This is a genomic window from Acidobacteriota bacterium, assembly GCA_016208495.1.
Classification (GTDB): Bacteria; Acidobacteriota; Blastocatellia; order Chloracidobacteriales; family Chloracidobacteriaceae; genus JACQXX01.
Genome location: JACQXX010000091.1, coordinates 114,015 through 132,768 on the forward strand (window position 1 = coordinate 114,015; position 18,754 = coordinate 132,768).

Sequence of the window (18,754 nt, forward strand, 5' to 3'; positions counted from 1 at the left end):
AGTAATCTGGTAATCCCGGTGAGTCAGCCATGGAATTCTTCTTCTATCTCATCAGTGCCGTTGTTTGCTGTTACGTGATGGCCCGAAGAAAACGCAAGTACATCTTCGGGTGGCTGGTTGTTTGTCTCGGCCTGGGTTTTGCGGCTTACAATGGGTTGAAAACCCCCACCGTTACTGATTTTGTAACTTATGAGATTCAGTACGCTTATTGTTTCTATGACAGAGCCAATGGCGATGTTGTCTTTGGGTCGGAAAATGAGACGTACCTCATCAATCAACCCATCTATCAAAATCAGTACACTGGCTTGACGGTTGCTGATCGGCTTGCTGTTCGTTCACAGGCGACGATCTGGGTGATGCCAAATTCAAAACTCATTGAAGGAATCAAGACGGACAATCTGTATCTTCCTCCTGAAAATGGCTTGAGATGGAAGCTTGAGTTGAACAAACACCGAAGCTGGTTGGGGCTATGTGTTGCAATCGCAGGTTTGGTGATCGTGGGGTTTATGAAGCTGGGACAACTTTTCTTCACTGCTTCATTTAGCTTCACCGGCTGGGCTTGTTCCTTTTTCTGAGATAGGTTTCTCGCCTCGGATTTGGATGTAATATTGGGTGCCAGGTATGAGACTGCCTAATCTCGTTAATCCTTCGGCAAAAATGTTTCGATGAAACGAAGGGTTAAAATCATAAATATCATCAAAGGCTTTCAAAATTCCTTTAAATTCAAAGGAACAATCGTCTCTTGTAATAAGCACTCCATTTAATTTTAATGTAATGTTGCCTAAGAAAAGCGACTGATCACCCGAAGTTAAAAATTTTAATCTTGCATCTTCAATTTGGATTATTTGATTTCGACAAACTTTACCAGGACCTATATAAGCTTTGAGTGCAGGAAATTGTGACGGTTTAACTGATGACGTATCAATATCATTGAATGACATTCGGAGAGGACGTCCACTCCCACCTCTATAGTGTGAAAATGCCAGGGTACTATCAATATTCTGAAAAGCAGCTTCAGGTTGCGAAGAGGTTGTAATAGGAGGGGAGATTGGCTGTTGGGGAGGAGATTCAACCAGTGAAGCTCCGGTGCGATACTGGCCAGGACGTGCGGTTTTCGCCATATGTGCGTTCCTTATCAAACATTCAGATGAATTTGAGTTAATCCCGGCAAGAAAGCTGCCCAGGTCAACTCAGAAATGTAAATCCACTCACCTTCAGGCAAACCGTGGGCCAAACCAAAAAATAATCGTCTCCTCTAAAAAGCTCCTAACCGGATTTTGCTAAGTACAAGTCCCCATAAATGGGGGATGGAATTTCGGTGATTCCGAATTGGCTTTCGCCCGGATGGGCGCCGGAGAATAGCCGGTGGTTTGCCGCTTTGGGCACACCACCGGAGCTTGGGTCCACGGTGGTCCGCGCCCGGATGGGCGCTGGAACAGGAGTCGTGAGCCAGAAGCCAAAACTTCCACGAAAAGCGGGATCGAACCAACTTCCAGCGCCCATCCGGGCGCGAACCCTTGATGGCGGCTCTGTCCGGTGGCCGCATGTCCAAAGCGACACTTGCCACCGGCTATTGTCCGGCGCCCATCCGGGCGAAAACCAATTTTCCGCCATTGAGTGGCCGAATTTCATTCCTCTTTTATGGGGACTTGTACTAAGTAATACCACTTTGGGCTGAGGGTATCGGGCTAAGGGCTGATGGAAATACAATTCTTTCAATAATTTAGCCTTCCCATAACAAGAGAGGTTCATTCCAAAATGGTATAATTGGAAAGTTTGAATTTGTTGACTACTCACCACTGGCTACTGACTCATTTAAATTCAATTTTAAATCGGCATTCATCTTACTTCTCACTCAAAGAAAAAGGCCCAGACAACTTGTGTCTGGGCCAGGGCAAAAGCCAATTGCTAAACCACACTGTCATTCAAAAACAGAAACAATTCTGTCTGGGGTTGCTTATATGAACGATGGTAAATTCTCTCCAACTGGCTAGAAAAGCAGAATTAGTCGCCATCTTCGTCGCCATCTTCGTCGCCATCTTCGTCGCCATCTTCGTCGCCATCTATCTTCGTCGCCATCTTCGTCGCCATCTTCATCGCCATCTTCGTCGCCATCTTCGTCGCCATCTTCATCGCCATCTTCATCGCCATCTTCGTCTTCTTGAGAATCTGGATCGTCATCATCGTCAATGCCATCACTGTCATCGTCGTCATCCAGTTGATCTTCAATGTTGTCACCGTCATCGTCTGAGTCTTCATCATTAGACTGGTTGTCACCATCCATATCATCGTCCTCTGAATTGGCGACATTGTCTCCATCGATGTCATCATCAATGTTGTTATTCATTCCATCGTCGTCCATATCGCTATCCTCGGCATTGGGTGTGCCATCACCATCAATGTCGGGGTCATCGGCATTCTTGATATTGTCACCATCAATATCATCATCCCAGGCATTTGGAATTCCATCGCCATCATTATCCGCCGTTGAGGGCAGAATGTGTGTCAGGCTGAGGGTGAGGGCTGTAAAAGTTGTCAAAACGGCTGATCGAATCACGTTTCCACCGACCTGGGACTGGTGCGCAATTTGGTTGAGTGAGGTTCCAGTTACGATTTGCGAGACCACCTGGTCAAGGCTTTGCTGAGTTGCATGAGCGACAACGGCGGCCTTGGCGAGTTTGCCCAGAGGTATTGATGCTGCATACTTTTCAAGTTCATTGATTGAGAATCCACTGTGGGTTGCCAAAACGTGCAGCGTTACTTGACGAGCTTTGGCATTTGGGTGATTTGAGGTGTGATCGGCCAGGCGCTCAAGTTTGTTCGCTGTCCGGCTCACTGATTTATTTGGAGATTTGGCAAAAGCTGAGTGATATGGGGTTTTAAAAAACGCACAAGATAAAATCAATGCGCTCAAGAGAAAGAATCGGATGCCTTTGTTGACCCTACGGGAAACAGGAGATGGGGTGGTGTTTGATTGTGCAAGCTGAGTCATAGGTGTTGAAACTCCAAAAGTAATAAATAGTTTAAATCGGTGGGTTCAGTGGTGATCCTCACCTCAGGGGTGGGATATCAGACACCACTGCAGGTAGTTAGGGATAGTTCAGATTTGATTGGGAGTTCGTTAAGTAGGATGACAATACTGGAAGCCAGTTAAATACAACATAAATTCAAAGACAGGTCTAAAGTTTCTCTTCGGAAACTTAGAGGTTTCAACAGGAGTTTTCTTTTCGGCTTCAAATCACTACACTAGCGCCTCAAATAAAGGGATGTGGGATGAAACCAAAGGATGAGGGATGAGGGATGAAGCAAGGGATGAGGGATGAAGGATGAAGGATGAAATAAAACCAATTCTTCAACCTGTTTTCTTCAGCCCCAAGCCCGAAGTTTTCAGCCCGCAGTCTTCAGCCCCAGGCCCGAAGTTTTTAGCCCGCAGTTTTTTCTTTCCAAATTGAGGTTCACCCATGTTGATCTATAACCAGTCCCTGGCCTTGCTGACCGACCTGTATCAACTCACGATGGCCTATGGCTATTGGAAATCCGGGATCGGTCAGAAAGAAGCCACCTTTCATCTGTTTTTCCGCAAAAACCCATTTAATGGCGGCTACTGTGTGGCTGCCGGCCTGGCACACGTGATTACCCTCCTCCAGCATTTCAAATTTGATGCTTCAGACGTGGAATACCTGGCGTCGTTGATTGGACGAGACGGAAATCCGTTGTTTGAAGACAAGTTTCTGCAGTATTTGCAGGAAATGTCCTTTTCATGTGACCTGGATGCCGTGCCTGAAGGCACGATTGTGTTTCCTTCTGAACCACTCATCCGGATTCAAGGCGATATCATCCAGACCCAGATTCTGGAAACGGCGTTGTTAAATATCGTCAATTTCCAATCGTTGATTGCCACCAAGGCCGCGCGGGTATGCATGGCCGCTGAAGGTGAACCGGTGCTCGAATTTGGCGTTCGGCGGGCTCAGGGAATTGACGGTGGACTGGCCGCCAGTCGGGCTGCGTACATCGGCGGGTGCGCGGCGACTTCAAATGTGCTGGCTGGGAAAGTGTATGGAATTCCGGTCAAGGGCACCCATGCCCATAGCTGGGTGATGTGCTTTGATGATGAACTGGAAGCCTTTCAAACCTATGCCAAAGCCATGCCCAATAATTGCGTGTTTCTGGTTGATACCTATGACACGCTCGAAGGTGTCAAAAAAGCCATCGAAGTTGGGAAATGGTTGCGCGGCGAAGGCCATGAAATGATTGGCATCCGATTGGATTCCGGTGACTTAGCGTATTTGAGCATCGAAGCCCGAAAGCTCCTGGATGAAGCCGGGTTCCCCCACGCCACGATTGTGGCCAGCAATGACCTCGACGAAACCATCATCAACAGTCTCAAGCAGCAAGGCGCCCAAATTGGAATGTGGGGCGTCGGGACAAAGCTCATTACCGCTTATGATCAGCCCGCCCTGGGCGGAGTCTATAAGCTGTCGTGTATTCGGGACCGCGACGGCGAATGGCATCACCGGGTCAAACTTTCCGAGCAGGCCATTAAGATTTCAAACCCTGGAATCCAACAGGTTCGACGCTACTTTCACAACGGTGAAAGTGTGGCTGATGTCATTTATGACGTAAGTACTGATTTATCAGGCGGATGTGTGATGGTTGATCCAATGGATATGACCCGCCAGAAACGACTGACGGCTGGAACCCCATTTGAAGACCTCCTGGTTCCCGTTTTCCGGAAGGGAAGCTGTGTGTATGAAAACCCGCCGATTGCTGAAATCCGCACCCAAACACACCAGAACCTGGAGAAGTTCCATTCGGGCGTCAAGCGGTTTGTCAATCCACACCAGTACCCGGTCGGACTTGAAAAATCACTCCACGCCCTCAAGACCGATCTGGTGTTGAAGGCTCGCGGAGTCAAGAGCTAGAGAATTGAGAATGAAGAATTGAGAATGAAGAAAACATCGGGTTCAGGGTTTTCAAAACCAAAAACCAGCTTCATTCTTCATTCTTCATTCTTCCATTCTTCATTCAATGGAAAGCTTATGTCGTCACCATATTTGATTTTCAGCACCCAATCCTATACCTACCTGCGGGAAGCCATTTGCGCGCTTGGGCATTTTGAACCGGGGCTGATTGACCGCACAGTGTTTCCTGACGGTGAGCGATACCAGCGCATTTTGACACCCGTGAAAGGGCGAAATGTCATTTTTATTGGGGGAACCATCAGTGATTCCGACACGCTCGAACTCTATGATGCTGCCTGTGCTGCCGCCAAACACGAAGCCGAAACCTTGACCCTGATCATTCCTTATTTTGGATATTCGACGATGGAGCGTGCCGTGAAGTCTGGCGAGGTCGTCACCGCCAAAACCCGCGCGCGGCTCATCTCAGTGATTCCGGAAGCCCGCGATGGGAATCGGGTGGTTTTGCTTGACCTCCATGTTTCAGGGATTACTCATTACTTTGAAGGCAATATCCGCCCGGTACATTTGTACGGCAAACAGGTTGTGCTCCAGGCGATTCGAGAACTGGTGGATGGTGAATTTGTCCTGGCCTGCACTGATGCTGGCCGGGCGAAGTGGGTCGAATCGCTGGCCAATGAAATCGGCGTCAAACCCTCATTTGTCTTCAAGCGGCGCATTGATGGTGAAACCACATCAGTTTCCGCCGTGAGTGCTCAGGTTGAAAATCAACAGGTGGTGATTTATGACGATATGATTCGGACGGGAAGTTCGTTGTTGAATGCTGCCCGCGCCTACCGGGATGCTGGTGCAAAATCCATTTCGGTTGTGACGACTCACGGCGTGTTGCCAGGGAGTTCTTTAGAAAAACTCCGGGCCAGTGGACTTATCAAGCGAGTTATGTGTACTGATTCGCACCCCAGGGCACTGGAACTGCAAGGTGATTTTCTCGGCGTCAAATCCATTGCCGGATTGCTCGCCGATTTTTTGACAGAAAGTTCAATTTAGGGTTCAGGGTTCAGGGAAAGGAAAGTCAAAAGGACGAAAAGGACATAAAGGACGAAAAGGACATAAATTCGAAGACCCTGAACCCTGAACCCTGAACCCTGAACCCTGAACCCTGAACCCTGAACCCTGAACCCTGAACCCTGAACCCTGAACCCTGAACCCTGAACCCTGAACCCTGTCAAACACCACTTGCCTGGCGGTCCAATACCGAACACATTCTGAAAGCTATTGAATTGGGACGACAGCAGGGAGTTTCGGTTCTGTGTTTACCTGAACTGTGCATCACCGGCTATGGGTGCGAAGATGCCTTTCATTCGCCGGCGGTGGTTGAAATGGCGCAACGAATCCTGGTTGATGACATTTTACCTGCCACTGACGGGATGCTGGTTTCAATCGGGTTGCCGGTTGTGCTGCAAAACGGCATTTTTAACACCCACTGTCTGGTTGTAAACCGGCACATTCTGGGATTTGTCGCCAAACAGCATCTGGCCGGAGATGGGATCCACTACGAACCACGCTGGTTCAAACCCTGGCCGGCAGACGTGGCCTGCGAAATTCAGTTTATTGATGGTAAACAGTATCCAATTGGGGACATTTTCTTTGACGTCTCGGGAGTCAAAATTGGGTACGAGATCTGTGAAGATGCCTGGGTCGCACGCCGTCCGGGCGGGGATTTAGCGCTCAAAGGAATTGATATCATTCTCAATCCAAGCGCCAGCCACTTTGCGTTTGCCAAACACGCCATCCGCGAACGGTTTGTGGTTGAAGGCTCACGGGCGTTTGGGGTGACCTATGTTCATACCAACTTGCTCGGGTGTGAGTCGGGCCGGGCGCTCTTTGATGGCGGAGTCCTGATTGCTTCAGAAGGAAAAGTCATTACCCGAGGGAAGCGGCTGTCATTTGAAGATGTCTGTGTGACGGCCACCACCGTTGATGTGGCCAATACCCGGATGTCACAGTCCCGCATCGCCAGTTTTCAACCGGATCTTAAAAATGCCATGGTGGGATGTATTTCCGGCACCTTTGATTTTCCAGAAGTTTCGCTGGATTTACTCGGCCACGCTGAAACAGTTGAACCCTGGGAAACATCGCCTGACCTGAAAAAAGAAGAGTTTACCCGGGCTCTGACCCTTGGGTTGTTTGACTACATGCGGAAAAGCCGCTCCAACGGGTTTGTGATTTCACTCAGCGGTGGGGCTGATTCGTGTGCTTCGGCCTGTCTGGTTCGACTGATGATCGAGCGTGGCCTGGCGGAACTCGGTGGTGCCCGGTTTTTAGAAAAAATTTCATATTTGGCTGCGCTCACGCCTGAGATGACGGTTGAGCAACTCTCGCAGACACTGCTGACCTGTGTGTATCAGGCGACTGAAAACAGCGGTGAGACGACCCGTACCGCCGCCCGCAAAGTGGCTGAAGCCGTTGGGGCTGAGTATTTTGAATTCAACATCAATCCCCTGGTCGAGCACTATGTCGGGATGGTTTCGGAAAGTCTGGGACGGTCCCTCACCTGGGCCACGGATGATCTGGCCTTGCAAAATGTTCAGGCTCGGGTTCGAGCGCCGGGAGTCTGGCTGCTCGCCAATGTCAAACGAGCGCTCCTGCTCACCACCAGCAACCGCAGTGAAGCCGCTGTCGGCTATGCCACCATGGATGGCGATACCTGTGGCGGACTTTCTCCGATTGGGGGTATTGACAAAGCTTTTTTGCGTGAGTGGTTGCGATGGATGGAAACAACTGGTCCGAATGGATTTGCGGCTGTCCCGGCGCTTTCCTACGTCAACAACCAGCAACCCACCGCCGAACTCAAACCCCAGGAGTTTGGTCAAACTGACGAAGCTGACCTGATGCCCTACCCGGTGCTGGATGCCATCGAAAAGGCCGCTATTCGAGACAAACGCGACCCAAAAGATGTCTATCGGCTGATCAAACATACCTTTGGCAGTGTCTATCCAGCCACGTCACTCAAAAGCTGGGTGATGAAGTTTTTCCAACTGTGGAGCATCAATCAATGGAAACGCGAGCGATATGCCCCGTCATTTCACCTGGATGACGAAAATCTGGATCCAAAAACCTGGTGCCGGTTCCCAATTCTCTCCGGAAATTTCGAGCGTGAGCTTGAACAGTTAAAATCAGTTGAATAAGGTGTATCTGAATGTTGAAATCTTAGGTTCCAACTGATTTTGAGGTTTTACTTTCAACTTTATCGGGAGAACTGCATCACGTGGCCCAACCATCAATCAATCCCAATGACTGGGTGATGACCCAGGAAGCCTTTGACACCTTGCTTCGGTGGCTCCATGCTGACCGCGAGCAGGCAGGTCAGGTGTATGAAAAGGCCAGGGTGCGATTGATGAAATATTTTGAAGCCCAGGGATGTCCTTATTTTGCGGAATACGCCGACGACACTTTTCATCGAGCTGCCCGCAAACTGGCCGAGGGGTCTGAAATTCAAGCGAGCGAGCCCATTGTGTATCTCTATGGGATTGCCCGTAATATTTTGCGCGAACACTGGCGCCATCAGGAGAAAGCGCCCTCCGCCATAGATTCGCTCCCGGTATCTTCCCATCCAATCTCGACACCGGATGAAGTTGAGCGTCAAATGAATGATCGAATTCAGCATGAGCACGCCCTGGATTGCCTTGAAGAATGCCTGGAAGGACTCACTGCCGAAAGTCGCGACTTGTTTGTCACCTATCATCAGGGAAAAGAGCGTGAGCGAATCGAGAACCGGACCCGGCTTGCCTCGCAGCTTGGGATTCCGCTCAATGCGTTGCGCATTCGGGCGCACCGCCTCCGCGAAAAACTGGAAAAGTGCGTCGAAGACTGCCTTGACCGGAAAAATAAAAAGGCAAAATAACGGTATACCATGTCACTATGGTGACATAACAAAACGATGTTCTGCTCAGGTGAATTGATCGAACGTGTTTGGTCTTCGGCCTGAGAGAAAAAATTGAAAAACCGAGCCGTTGCAATATCCGATTGCGCCAAAAGAAACACTCTCTGAAATATCTCATCTACCAAAAGCACGGCGCGCTGGTTAACCCATTTATATAGCGAGACTTGATAGTTTTTCAAAAGAATTTCTTTGACAGCTTCGAAAAGCTGGTTATTCTTTCTCCTGGTCGCCTCATTTTACTTATTGGTCATGCCGACTGGTTTTCCGCAGAAACCAGCACTTCGGTTACAGCTCGGTCTGTTTTTCCACAGGATTGAGCTTTGAGTTTACTTTCGCATTTTTCATTCGAGATACCTGAATAATATTGAATCCGGAGCCAGTTCATCATGATCAGGGTTTTGATTGTCGAAGACTCACCCATCATTGTGGAATTTCTGCAATCCATCCTCACTTCCGACCCTGGAATTGAAGTTGTTGGAGCTGTTCGCACTGGTGAAGCCGCACTCGAAGCCGTCAAACGCTATCGCCCGGATGTGATCACAATGGATATCCATATGCCGGGCATGAACGGATTTGAGGCCACCCGGCAGATTATGGAGACAGTGCCGACACCAATCATCATTGTGAGCGGGAACGTCACTCCGGAGGAAAGCGCGGTGACGTTTCAGGCGTTGGAAGCTGGTGCCTTGATGGTTCTCCCGCGTCCATCCGGCATTGGTCATTCGGACCACGAACTCACGGCTCAAAAACTGGTCCAAAGCGTGAAATTGATGTCCGAAGTCAAAGTGGTTCGCCGATGGCCCCGGTCTGGACGGAAAAAAGTAACTGAGATTCGCTCCATTGAACTGGAGCGAAAGCCAGAGGAGCCAATCCGATTGGTGGCCATTGGTGCCTCCACCGGAGGACCACAAGCATTACAAATCATTTTACAGGGACTGCCGTCAAATTTTTCGGCCCCAGTGGTCATCGTTCAACATATGGCCACTGGCTTTATTCAAAGTTTTGCGGAATGGCTGGGTCAATCCTGCGCCTTGCCGGTTCAAATTGCGGTCCACGAAAAATTGCTCCAACCTGGCCGGGTCTATATTGCTCCAGATGGGTATCAAGTCGAGATGGAGCCTGGTGACCGACTCGGACTCAGGGCCTGTAGTGCCGAAACACATCATTGTCCTTCGGTTTCGGTTTTTTTTCGGTCGGTGGCCAAAGTGAACGGACGGCAGGTCGTCGGAATATTGCTCTCGGGGATGGGAGCTGATGGCGCGGCTGAACTCAAATTACTGCGCGAAAGAGGGGCCATTACTATTGTTCAGGATGAAAAAAGCTCGGTTGTCTTTGGAATGCCGGGAAAGGCGGTAAGCCTTGGGGCTGCTCAATATGTGCTCAATCCCGGCCAGATTGCTCAATATTTAAAAGAACTCAATTCAGGCAACCCCAATCCCTGTTTCTCGGAAGGATAGTTCTATGTTTGAAAAACGGGCCAAAAAAGATCAAAAAATACTGGTTGTGGAGGATAGCCTGACCCAGGCGCAAAAGCTGGTTGGGTTTCTCGAAGACCAGGGGTTTCAATGCCTTCTGGCCAGAACCGGCGCTGATGGGTTAACGGCCATGAGGGAAAATGACCCGACTCTGGTGGTCAGTGATGTCCTGATGCCTGAAATGAATGGGTATGACTTTTGTCGAGCGGCGAAAAGCGACGAAACGCTGAAAGAGATTCCGATTATTTTATTAACTTCTTTATCTGATACCACGGATATTTTGCGTGGCCTTGAATGCGGTGCTGACAACTTTATTACCAAGCCTTATAACGAAGATTATTTATTAACCCGTATCGAATACATCCTCACCAATCGGGAATTGCGGAAACGCAATCGGCTTCAGATGGGGGTGGAAATCGAATTTGCCGGAAAAATCCACTTCATTACTTCCGAACGCCAGCAAATCCTGGATTTACTGATTTCAACCTACGAACAGGCGGTTCACATCAACGACAAGTTGAAACGCCGGGAAGAAGAGTTAGAGACCTCGGTTCTCCATTTAGCGACACTCAACGCGATTGGCAACACCCTCAATCAATCGCTGGACCTGGATGAAATTTTAGAAGTTGCCCTTGAGAAGTTAATTGAAATTCTGCTGATTGATGGGGCTGGAATTTTTCTTCGGGAAGGTGAGACGCTGGTCTTAAAGGCAAACCGTGAATTGCCTGTCGAACTCCTGAACCCAAAACTGGTGCACCAGTTCCTTCAGTCACCGGGAATGAAGCCAGGGAATTCAGGTGCCGAATCCGCTGAGCCCGTGCCTGGTGCCTTCCCCTGGTTCAAGATCCACTCCATTTTCCCTTCGAATTCCCAGTTTTTTATGGGAATCCCGCTCCGGGCAAAGCAGGAAATCATTGGGTTCATTGTGCTGTATATGCTTCGATCTCAACAGTTTAACCAGGCTGAGATTGAATGGATCCAAAGCATTGGCAATCAGATTGCCGCTGCCACCGAAAATGCACGGCTCTATGAGTTGATGAAATCCAAACGGATCCAGGAACAGGCGATGTTGTTTGCCCTTTCCCAGCAGTTATTGACGACGATGGACCTCGATGAAATTTTGGCCCAAACCGCTCAGACGGCTCGGGATCTGGTTCAGGCAGATTTAGCTGGTATTTTCCTGGCTGATGTACGAGGACAGGTTCTGACCCTGGCCAGTTGTGTGGGAAGCCAGTGCTCGCTTTTCAAAGAGTTTCAAGTGAGCAATACCGATGAGACCGTGTTTGGCTCTGTATTTCGAACGAAAGTACCTGTGATTGTACTGGAGGTGGATACCGAAGATGGAACGGCTCCACCCTTTTTGGCCGAAACCGGGTTTGTCTCGGCGGCATTTATTCCGGTTATCTCAGGTGGCGACGTTTTGGGTGTGTTGATGGTTGGAACCACCCAAATTCATCAATTTGGCGAAGGTGACCTGCGATTGCTGGCACTGGTGGCCAATCAATGCGCCGCGGCGCTCAGCAATGTCCGGTTATATCAGTCCACCCAGGATCGTGCCTCAAAGTTAGAGCAACTCAGCCATTTGACGGCTGATATTTCAGCGCAGCACGAAACATATCGAATTTTACAAACGGCGGTTAAAGGACTCATGGAGTTGTTGGAAGTTCCAGATGGAGGGTATTTCGCGTTTCACCCACACCTTCAAACCTTAACCCTGGACGTCAACCTGAGCACGATTGGTCACTACCCCACATTGGTCCAGGTAGAGCAAGGTCTGGTTGGAAGAGTCGTGGAAACAGGCGAGGCCATGGTGATCGAAGATTATTCCCAATGGGAACACCGACTCGAACCACTTGCCCAGGATCAGGTATCCATTATGGCGATTCCCGTCAAGTTTGCCGGTACGTTGATGGGAGTCTTGTTTGCCACAGACAAGGCGGCGGCGGGTCGGTTTACGTCCAATGATCTTCATTTAGGAAGACTGCTGGGAAACCAGGTTGGGATTGCGCTGCAAAATAGCCAGGCCGAACGAGCACTCCGCGAAAGCGAGGAAAAATACCGACTTCTGTTTGAAGCCAGCCCACAGGCCATGTGGGTGCAGGATTTAACGACGCACCGGTTTCTGGCGGTCAATGACACCGCGATTTCCCGGTATGGATATTCACGCGAAGAATTTCTCACCATGACGATGAGCGACCTTTCTTACCCGGAGGGAGCTCAGGCGGGTGACATCCCAGATCAGTCCGATGCACCGGCGCCATCCGAACCACACCTCTCAGGTACTGGAAAGCATTACACCAAAAACGGATCCGTCATTTGGGGAGACGTTGTCTCACACGTGATTGAGTTTAGCCAGCAACCCGCCAGATTGATCGTGGCCACCGATATTTCCGAGCGCAAAATCCTGGAAGAACAATTGCGCCATGCTCAAAAAATGGAATCAATTGGAACGCTGGCCGGCGGCATTGCCCATGACTTTAACAATATTTTGACCGCCATTATGGGGTTCAACGATCTGGCCATCCGCACCGTGCCCCCGGCCAGTCCAGTGAAGAATTATCTCCGTGAAGTCGCCAATGCGGCTGACCGGGCTTCGATGTTGACCCGTCAGCTCCTGACGTTTGCCCGAAAACAGATCCTTGAGGCAAAACACTTTAATCTCAATGAGGTGATATCAAACCTTGAAAAATTTCTGGGGCGGGTCATTGGAGAGCAAATTGAGTTGAGGTTCCTGAAATCCGACCATCTGTGGGTGATTCATGCCGATATTTCACAAGTTGAGCAGATTTTGATGAATTTGTGTATTAATGCCCGCGACGCCATGCCCAATGGTGGAGTGCTCCTGATTGAGACGTGCAACATCAGCCTTGACGAAGCCTATTGCCGGTTTCATACCTTTGCCAAACCAGGGGACTATGTCTTGCTGTCAGTAAGGGATACCGGCAGCGGAATGGACCGGGCCACCCAGGAACGAATCTTTGAACCATTTTTTACCACCAAGGAAGCTGGCAAGGGCACCGGGTTAGGACTGGCGATGGTGTACGGGATCGTCAGTCAGCACAATGGCTTTATCAATGTCTATAGTGAGTTGGACCATGGGACAATCTTCCGGGTTTATCTTCCAGCCGTCGTTACCGCCGGCGAGGTCGTGACCAAAGTGGTGAATGAGGAACCATTCTCTGGAAGCGGCACCATTTTGCTGGTTGAAGACGAGTCAATTGTTCGGGACCTGGTGACGGCGGTCCTGGAACCGGAAGGCTATACCGTTCTCCAGGCCGTCAATGGTTTGGAGGCAATTCAATTGTTTGAGCACCATGACGGGAAAGTTGATTTGATCATTTCAGACATGGTTATGCCCGGAATGAGTGGCAAACAGTTGTTTGAGACCCTCACCCGGCGTGACCCAAATTTGAAATTTATTTTAATGACCGGGTACAGCGCAGAGGCGATTGAGGGCCAGATTGAGGGAAGAGTAAAGCCAGGGATGCTCCATAAACCCTTTTCACCGCTTGATCTGTTTCGAAAGATCAAAGAAGTGTTGGGGACCTCGAATGGCTAACGCTTGAGTTCCAATACCTGAAGCCCAACGAAACAACTATCTGGCCTTTGCGCCAGCACACTTCACAGGACATACGGACCAGGATAAGGAAGTTTAAGCCTGTGTGAGACAAGGAGATAGGGAGACACGGAGACACTTCACCAGATTTGTCAGGTTGAATCAGTTCCGATTGAGAGTGGGGAAGGCGACCAGTTGTTTTTTCTCCTTGTCCCCTTTGTCCCCTTGCCCAGATCGGGCTCTGTTTCCTTATCCTGGCGCTTATGACTTCACAGGAGGACCCACCGGCAATGACTCAGCCAATCCACCTGATGGTTTTCACACTTGATGAGCAACTCTATGCCCTTTCGATTACCGGTGTCGAACGGGTGATTCGGGCAGTTGAAATCACTCCCATGCCCAAGATGCCTGACATTGTGCTGGGGGTGATTAACAACCAGGGTCAGCTTGTGCCGGTGATCAACATTCGAAAACGCTTTCAGTTACCCACACGGGAAATCGTCCCTTCCAATCATTTCATTCTTGCCCGAACCTCGCGACGATCTGTCGCTCTGGTCGTGGATACCATTCTCAATGTGCTCGAATGCCAGATGGAGGAAATTGTGGCCGTTGATACAATTTTGCCAGTTGCGGAATACATTCAGGGTATCGCCAAACTTCACGAGGGAATGATCTTCATTCATGACCTGGATACTTTTCTTTCACTTGATGAAGAGCAAGCGATTCAACAGGCGACGGGATGACACGGGGACAAGGTGACAGGGTGACAAGGCATAAGCGCCAGGATGAGGATTTGAGGCCCGCAGGGTCGTCGTGTAATAGCCGTGGTGCGCAGCCCACGGTCTTATCCAATGACAAGGTGACAGTGTGACAGGGGGACAAGGGGACAGGGTGACAAGGTGAGTTCTTTCATCCCTCGTCCCTTCCAAAACCCGGAACCCAGGACTTTACTATGCTATCAGAATCAACCCTTTCCCAATTTCGTGAGCTGGTGGCGGGTCATTTGGGATTGAATTTCCCAAAGGAGCGTCAGTCTGATCTCGAATACCGTTTGAGTCGGGTTGCTTCGACCTTTGATTTTGCTGATCCGGAAGCCTGTGTGAAGTGGTTGCTGGCAGCCCCGCTGACCCAAAAACAAATCGAGATTTTAGCCCACCATCTGACGGTTGGAGAAACCTATTTTTTTCGCGAAAAGAACACTTTCGAAGCGCTTCGATTGGAAATCCTACCGGCCTTGATCCGTGTCTGGAAGGAAACTGGAATCCCGCCAACAATTTGGAGTGCCGGGTGTTGTACTGGCGAAGAGCCGTATTCAATTGCCATTTTGCTTCATGAATTATGTCCTGACATGTCTGGGCTATCGGTTCGAATTCTGGCAACTGATATTAATTCGACATTTCTTCACAAAGCGGAAACCGGCAGGTATAGCGAATGGTCGTTTCGAGACACCCCAGCCTGGATCAAGGCCCGGTATTTCAGGACTACAAGCCAGCCTGGGCACTATGAAATTTTGCCTTCCATCAAAAAGCTGGTTACGTTCACGTACTCAAACCTGGCCAACCCCGATTCTTTCCCTCGGTTCCCCGCCAACTCAGTCAATCTGATTTTGTGTCGGAATGTCTTGATGTACTTTGACTGTGAGGCGGCTTACCGGGTGGTTCGGTTTTTCCATCATGTTCTGGCGGATGATGGCTGGTTTCTGGTCAGTCCAAGCGAGCTTTCCCAGGTTTTATTTGCTTCTTTTCAATCCACGACAGTTCTTGGGATGATGTGTTACACCAAAAACTGCCCACTCCTTCAGTCAATTGAATCAACCTGGGCTCAGTCAGAGTTCCTGGCGGATGAGATGGCGCCGGCGGAAGGGCATCAGCATCACGATGAAAGGGAAATCATTGAGCAAGACTGGGAGGTCAGGAGACCAGGGGACAAGGAGACCAGGGGACAGGGGGGTTTTGAGACAGTGAGCGAGATGGCCTCCGAACTGGAAGTTCAACCAGCTTCCAATTCCCCAGAAATTTTGTATGACACGGCGGTTCAGTTGTATGCTGCCCAACAGTATGAGCCAGCCATTGAGACACTGCTCAATCTCCTGGCAGTGGACCCGACCAATGTCCAGGCAATGACCTTGAAGGCACGAATCCATGCCAACCAAGGCAAGTATGAGCTGGCGCTTACCTGGTGCCGGATGGCGATTGACACCGATAAGCTCAACACCCCGGCCTATTATCTGCTGGCAACCATTCATCAGGAGCAAAACCACATTGAAGCTGCCGTCACCGCCTTGAAGCAGGCAATGTACATTGAACCGGAGTATGTTCCAGCTCATTTTGCCCTTGGAGTGATTGCATTGGGGCAGGGCCGGCGCCAGGAGTCAGAGAAACAATTGATGATCGCGCTTTCTCTGTTAAAGGCGTATGACCCACAAGCCACCATTCCGGAATCAGAAGGAATGATTGCGGGACAACTGGCGACCACAATTCAGGCGATGTTGGGGCAATCAGGATAAGGAGGTGATCCCGGTATGGCGGAAGCAGAGCGAATCACGCCAATTGATTGGGACAATATTTACCACCGTTTAAAAACAACCCAGGCTGCCGGTGAGCAGGCAGGCCCCGAAGAGACCCGGCGGATTCTGCGCGCCAGAGCCCGACAGTTGGCCCTGGAACCACGGGAAACAACCAGTGATTTTCCCTGTGTGGCGGTGGTTGAATTTTGGTTGGCCTCTGAAATCTATTGCGTTGAACTGAGTGCGGTTCGGGAAATATTTCCGTTAAGGGAATTGACTCCCGTCCCCTGCACTCCACCTTTTGTGCTCGGGCTCATCAACATTCGGGGCCAGCTTCTTTCAGTAATTGATATCAAGAAATTCTTTCAGCTTCCTGAAAAAGGTCTAACTGAACTCAACAAAGTGATTGTTGTTTCAATCGAGGGGTTTGAAATTGGCCTCCTGGCGGATGCGGTGCTCGGAGTCAAAGCCATTCCTCTTTCCGAAATCCAACCCTCAGTTCATTTGTTTACCGGCGTGCAGGCTGAATATCTCAAAGGCGTGACTGGCGAGCGAGCGATTCTGCTTGATATTCAGCGGCTGGTGATGGACAGGCAACTCATTATTTCAGAACAGGTTGATGGGTAAATGAATAAGGAGAAACATCTATGAACTGGTTTCTCAATCTGACAATTCGAACAAAACTCCTGTTGTGCTTTGGCGTCTTGATTTTGTTGCTGGGAGCTGCGATTACGACCGCTTACACGAATTTGAAAGCACTTCAGGAAGCACAAAAAAAACTCTTTGAAAAAGATTTCCTCGGAACGATCTTTTTATATGAATTGCGATCTGATCTATCCGCCCAGCGGTTTCAGGGATTGGAAATGACGCTCTCTTCCCGGCAAATCGAACAGGAAACACTGGAGCGGGACATTCGGGGCCGTGCCCAACGCGTTGACGAGACACTGGCTTTGCTGTTCACCCAGAATCGTGACGATTTGAAGTTCATTTCTGAACTTCAAGACCTGAAAACGACATTAAGCGAGTTTCGCCAGACACGGGAAACAGTGATTTCTCTGGTTGCCGCAGGGAAGCTGGAGGAAGCCCGACAATTGACCATTGGCGGTCAAAAAAGCCGGTTTGACAAAATCCAGACAATTGCCCTGGAACTGGAAAAAGACAGCAAAGACCGAATCAATACCGCCATGGCTCGATCTGATCAACGCATCCAGGACACCAATCGCCTGCTGCTCATAATCGGCGTGATTGAGATTGGGTTGGCGTTGATTATGATCATTCTCCTCAATCAGACCATGGCCATTCCGCTCAGGCAAATCTCAGTTTTGGCGGAGCAGATTGCCCAGGGTGATTTGACCGCCACGGGGCTTCCCGCCAATCGAGCCGATGAAGTTGGGATTTTGACAAAAACATTTCAAACCATGACCGACAGGCTTCGGCAACTTACGCTGGAGCTTCAGGAAGGAATCAATGTCCTGGCAACGTCGGCCAGTGAAATTTTGGCGACCACCACCCAAATCAGTGTCGGTGCGGCTGAAACAGCCACGGCGGTCACGGAAACCACAACCACAGTGGAAGAAGTCAAGCAAACCGCACTGGTGACCGCCCAGAAAGCCAAACTTGTATCTGACAACGCCCAGAAGACAATCCAGGTATCTCAAAATGGAAAAAAATCCATTGAACAATCACTGGAGGGAATGCACCGCATCCAGAATCAAATGGAGGCGATTGTCACCAGCATTGTCCGGCTCAGCGAGCAAAATCAAGCAATCAGTGAAATTATTGTGTCGGTAAACGATCTGGCTGAACAATCCAACCTGCTGGCGGTCAATGCTGCCATCGAAGCCGCCAAGGCCGGTGAATATGGCAAAGGGTTTACGGTGGTGGCTCAGGAAATCAAGACTCTGGCCGAACAATCGAAACAGGCTACCACTCAAGTTCGAACCATTTTGGCTGATATTCAAAAAGCGATGAACGCGGCCACCCTGGCGACGGAACAAGGGAGTAAAGCTGTCGAAGCTGGGGTAAAACAGTCAGTCACCGCCGGGGAATCCATCCGGATGCTGGCTGAATCCATTTCCGAAGCGGCTCAGTCAGCAACCCAGATTGCGGCCTCTAGTCAACAACAACTTGTTGGGATGGATCAGGTGGTTCAGGCAATGGACAATATCAAGCAAGTCACAACCCAAAACGTGGCCGGCACCAAACAAACCGAGCTGGCAGCTAATAACCTGTATGAACTTGGACAATCTTTGAAACGACTTGCTGACCGCTATCAGGCATGAGGCCGGTGACCACATCGGGTCTTGAAACGGAGCCGGCGGTCTATTGGTCCAAGGTGGTGGCTAGAAACGAGTC

At 49.9% G+C, this 18,754-nt stretch carries 14 protein-coding genes; 12 read left to right on the forward strand and 2 right to left on the reverse strand.

Annotated elements, in window-relative coordinates:
- The first annotated feature begins 29 nt into the window (after positions 1-29).
- The gene (locus HY774_18785) at positions 30-575 is read left to right on the forward strand and encodes a hypothetical protein (GenBank protein ID MBI4750534.1); all 546 of its coding nucleotides are present in this window, start codon (positions 30-32) and stop codon (positions 573-575) included.
- On the opposite strand, the gene HY774_18790 is transcribed toward HY774_18785, so the two are convergent.
- Positions 537-1,121, reverse strand: a complete 585-nt coding sequence (locus HY774_18790; GenBank protein ID MBI4750535.1) for a lipid II-degrading bacteriocin — start codon at positions 1,119-1,121, stop codon at positions 537-539. The two genes, HY774_18785 and HY774_18790, sit on opposite strands and share 39 nt — an antisense overlap.
- Positions 1,122-1,318: 197 nt before the next feature.
- Between HY774_18790 and HY774_18795 the strand changes: the two genes are divergently transcribed.
- Positions 1,319-1,678 (forward strand): hypothetical protein, encoded by a 360-nt coding sequence (locus HY774_18795; protein MBI4750536.1) that lies wholly within the window; start codon positions 1,319-1,321, stop codon positions 1,676-1,678.
- 312 nt (positions 1,679-1,990) lie between these two features.
- Here HY774_18795 and HY774_18800 read toward each other — a convergent pair whose 3' ends face one another.
- Positions 1,991-2,992 carry a hypothetical protein gene (locus tag HY774_18800; GenBank protein MBI4750537.1) on the reverse strand — a complete coding sequence of 334 codons (1,002 nt, stop codon included), beginning with the start codon at positions 2,990-2,992 and terminating at the stop codon, positions 1,991-1,993.
- A gap of 469 nt (positions 2,993-3,461) precedes the next feature.
- On the opposite strand from HY774_18800, the gene HY774_18805 reads away from it, so the two are divergent.
- The 10 genes from HY774_18805 (at position 3,462) to HY774_18850 (ending at position 18,681) form a co-directional block, all read left to right on the forward strand.
- A complete protein-coding gene (locus tag HY774_18805; protein MBI4750538.1) occupies positions 3,462-4,922 on the forward strand; it encodes a nicotinate phosphoribosyltransferase in 1,461 nt (486 codons plus the stop codon).
- Between the two features lie 117 nt (positions 4,923-5,039).
- On the forward strand, positions 5,040-5,966 hold the full coding sequence (locus HY774_18810) for a ribose-phosphate pyrophosphokinase (GenBank protein ID MBI4750539.1): 927 nt from the start codon (positions 5,040-5,042) through the stop codon (positions 5,964-5,966).
- 161 nt (positions 5,967-6,127) lie between these two features.
- A complete protein-coding gene (gene nadE, locus HY774_18815) occupies positions 6,128-8,107 on the forward strand; it encodes an NAD(+) synthase (protein MBI4750540.1) in 1,980 nt (659 codons plus the stop codon).
- Between the two features lie 80 nt (positions 8,108-8,187).
- Complete coding sequence (locus tag HY774_18820; protein ID MBI4750541.1) at positions 8,188-8,823, forward strand: hypothetical protein; 636 nt, start codon at positions 8,188-8,190, stop codon at positions 8,821-8,823.
- A gap of 425 nt (positions 8,824-9,248) precedes the next feature.
- The gene (cheB, locus tag HY774_18825) at positions 9,249-10,319 is read left to right on the forward strand and encodes a chemotaxis-specific protein-glutamate methyltransferase CheB (GenBank protein MBI4750542.1); all 1,071 of its coding nucleotides are present in this window, start codon (positions 9,249-9,251) and stop codon (positions 10,317-10,319) included.
- 4 nt (positions 10,320-10,323) lie between these two features.
- On the forward strand, positions 10,324-13,896 hold the full coding sequence (locus HY774_18830) for a GAF domain-containing protein (protein ID MBI4750543.1): 3,573 nt from the start codon (positions 10,324-10,326) through the stop codon (positions 13,894-13,896).
- A gap of 287 nt (positions 13,897-14,183) precedes the next feature.
- Complete coding sequence (locus HY774_18835; protein ID MBI4750544.1) at positions 14,184-14,636, forward strand: purine-binding chemotaxis protein CheW; 453 nt, start codon at positions 14,184-14,186, stop codon at positions 14,634-14,636.
- 209 nt (positions 14,637-14,845) lie between these two features.
- Positions 14,846-16,399, forward strand: a complete 1,554-nt coding sequence (locus HY774_18840; GenBank protein MBI4750545.1) for a tetratricopeptide repeat protein — start codon at positions 14,846-14,848, stop codon at positions 16,397-16,399.
- A 15-nt stretch (positions 16,400-16,414) separates the two neighbouring features.
- Positions 16,415-17,026: a purine-binding chemotaxis protein CheW gene (locus HY774_18845; protein ID MBI4750546.1), complete on the forward strand. Its 612-nt coding sequence runs from the start codon at positions 16,415-16,417 to the stop codon at positions 17,024-17,026.
- 20 nt (positions 17,027-17,046) lie between these two features.
- On the forward strand, positions 17,047-18,681 hold the full coding sequence (locus HY774_18850; GenBank protein MBI4750547.1) for a methyl-accepting chemotaxis protein: 1,635 nt from the start codon (positions 17,047-17,049) through the stop codon (positions 18,679-18,681).
- Positions 18,682-18,754: the final 73 nt, after the last annotated feature.

Coding starts and splice junctions, on each gene's coding strand:
- HY774_18785 (MBI4750534.1), top strand. CDS start 30: ATGGAATTCTTCTTCTATCTCATCAGTGCCGTTGTTTGCTGTTACGTG.
- HY774_18790 (MBI4750535.1), bottom strand. CDS start 1,121: ATGGCGAAAACCGCACGTCCTGGCCAGTATCGCACCGGAGCTTCACTG.
- HY774_18800 (MBI4750537.1), bottom strand. CDS start 2,992: ATGACTCAGCTTGCACAATCAAACACCACCCCATCTCCTGTTTCCCGT.
- HY774_18805 (MBI4750538.1), top strand. CDS start 3,462: ATGTTGATCTATAACCAGTCCCTGGCCTTGCTGACCGACCTGTATCAA.
- HY774_18810 (MBI4750539.1), top strand. CDS start 5,040: ATGTCGTCACCATATTTGATTTTCAGCACCCAATCCTATACCTACCTG.
- cheB (MBI4750542.1), top strand. CDS start 9,249: ATGATCAGGGTTTTGATTGTCGAAGACTCACCCATCATTGTGGAATTT.
- HY774_18830 (MBI4750543.1), top strand. CDS start 10,324: ATGTTTGAAAAACGGGCCAAAAAAGATCAAAAAATACTGGTTGTGGAG.
- HY774_18835 (MBI4750544.1), top strand. CDS start 14,184: ATGACTCAGCCAATCCACCTGATGGTTTTCACACTTGATGAGCAACTC.
- HY774_18840 (MBI4750545.1), top strand. CDS start 14,846: ATGCTATCAGAATCAACCCTTTCCCAATTTCGTGAGCTGGTGGCGGGT.
- HY774_18845 (MBI4750546.1), top strand. CDS start 16,415: ATGGCGGAAGCAGAGCGAATCACGCCAATTGATTGGGACAATATTTAC.
- HY774_18850 (MBI4750547.1), top strand. CDS start 17,047: ATGAACTGGTTTCTCAATCTGACAATTCGAACAAAACTCCTGTTGTGC.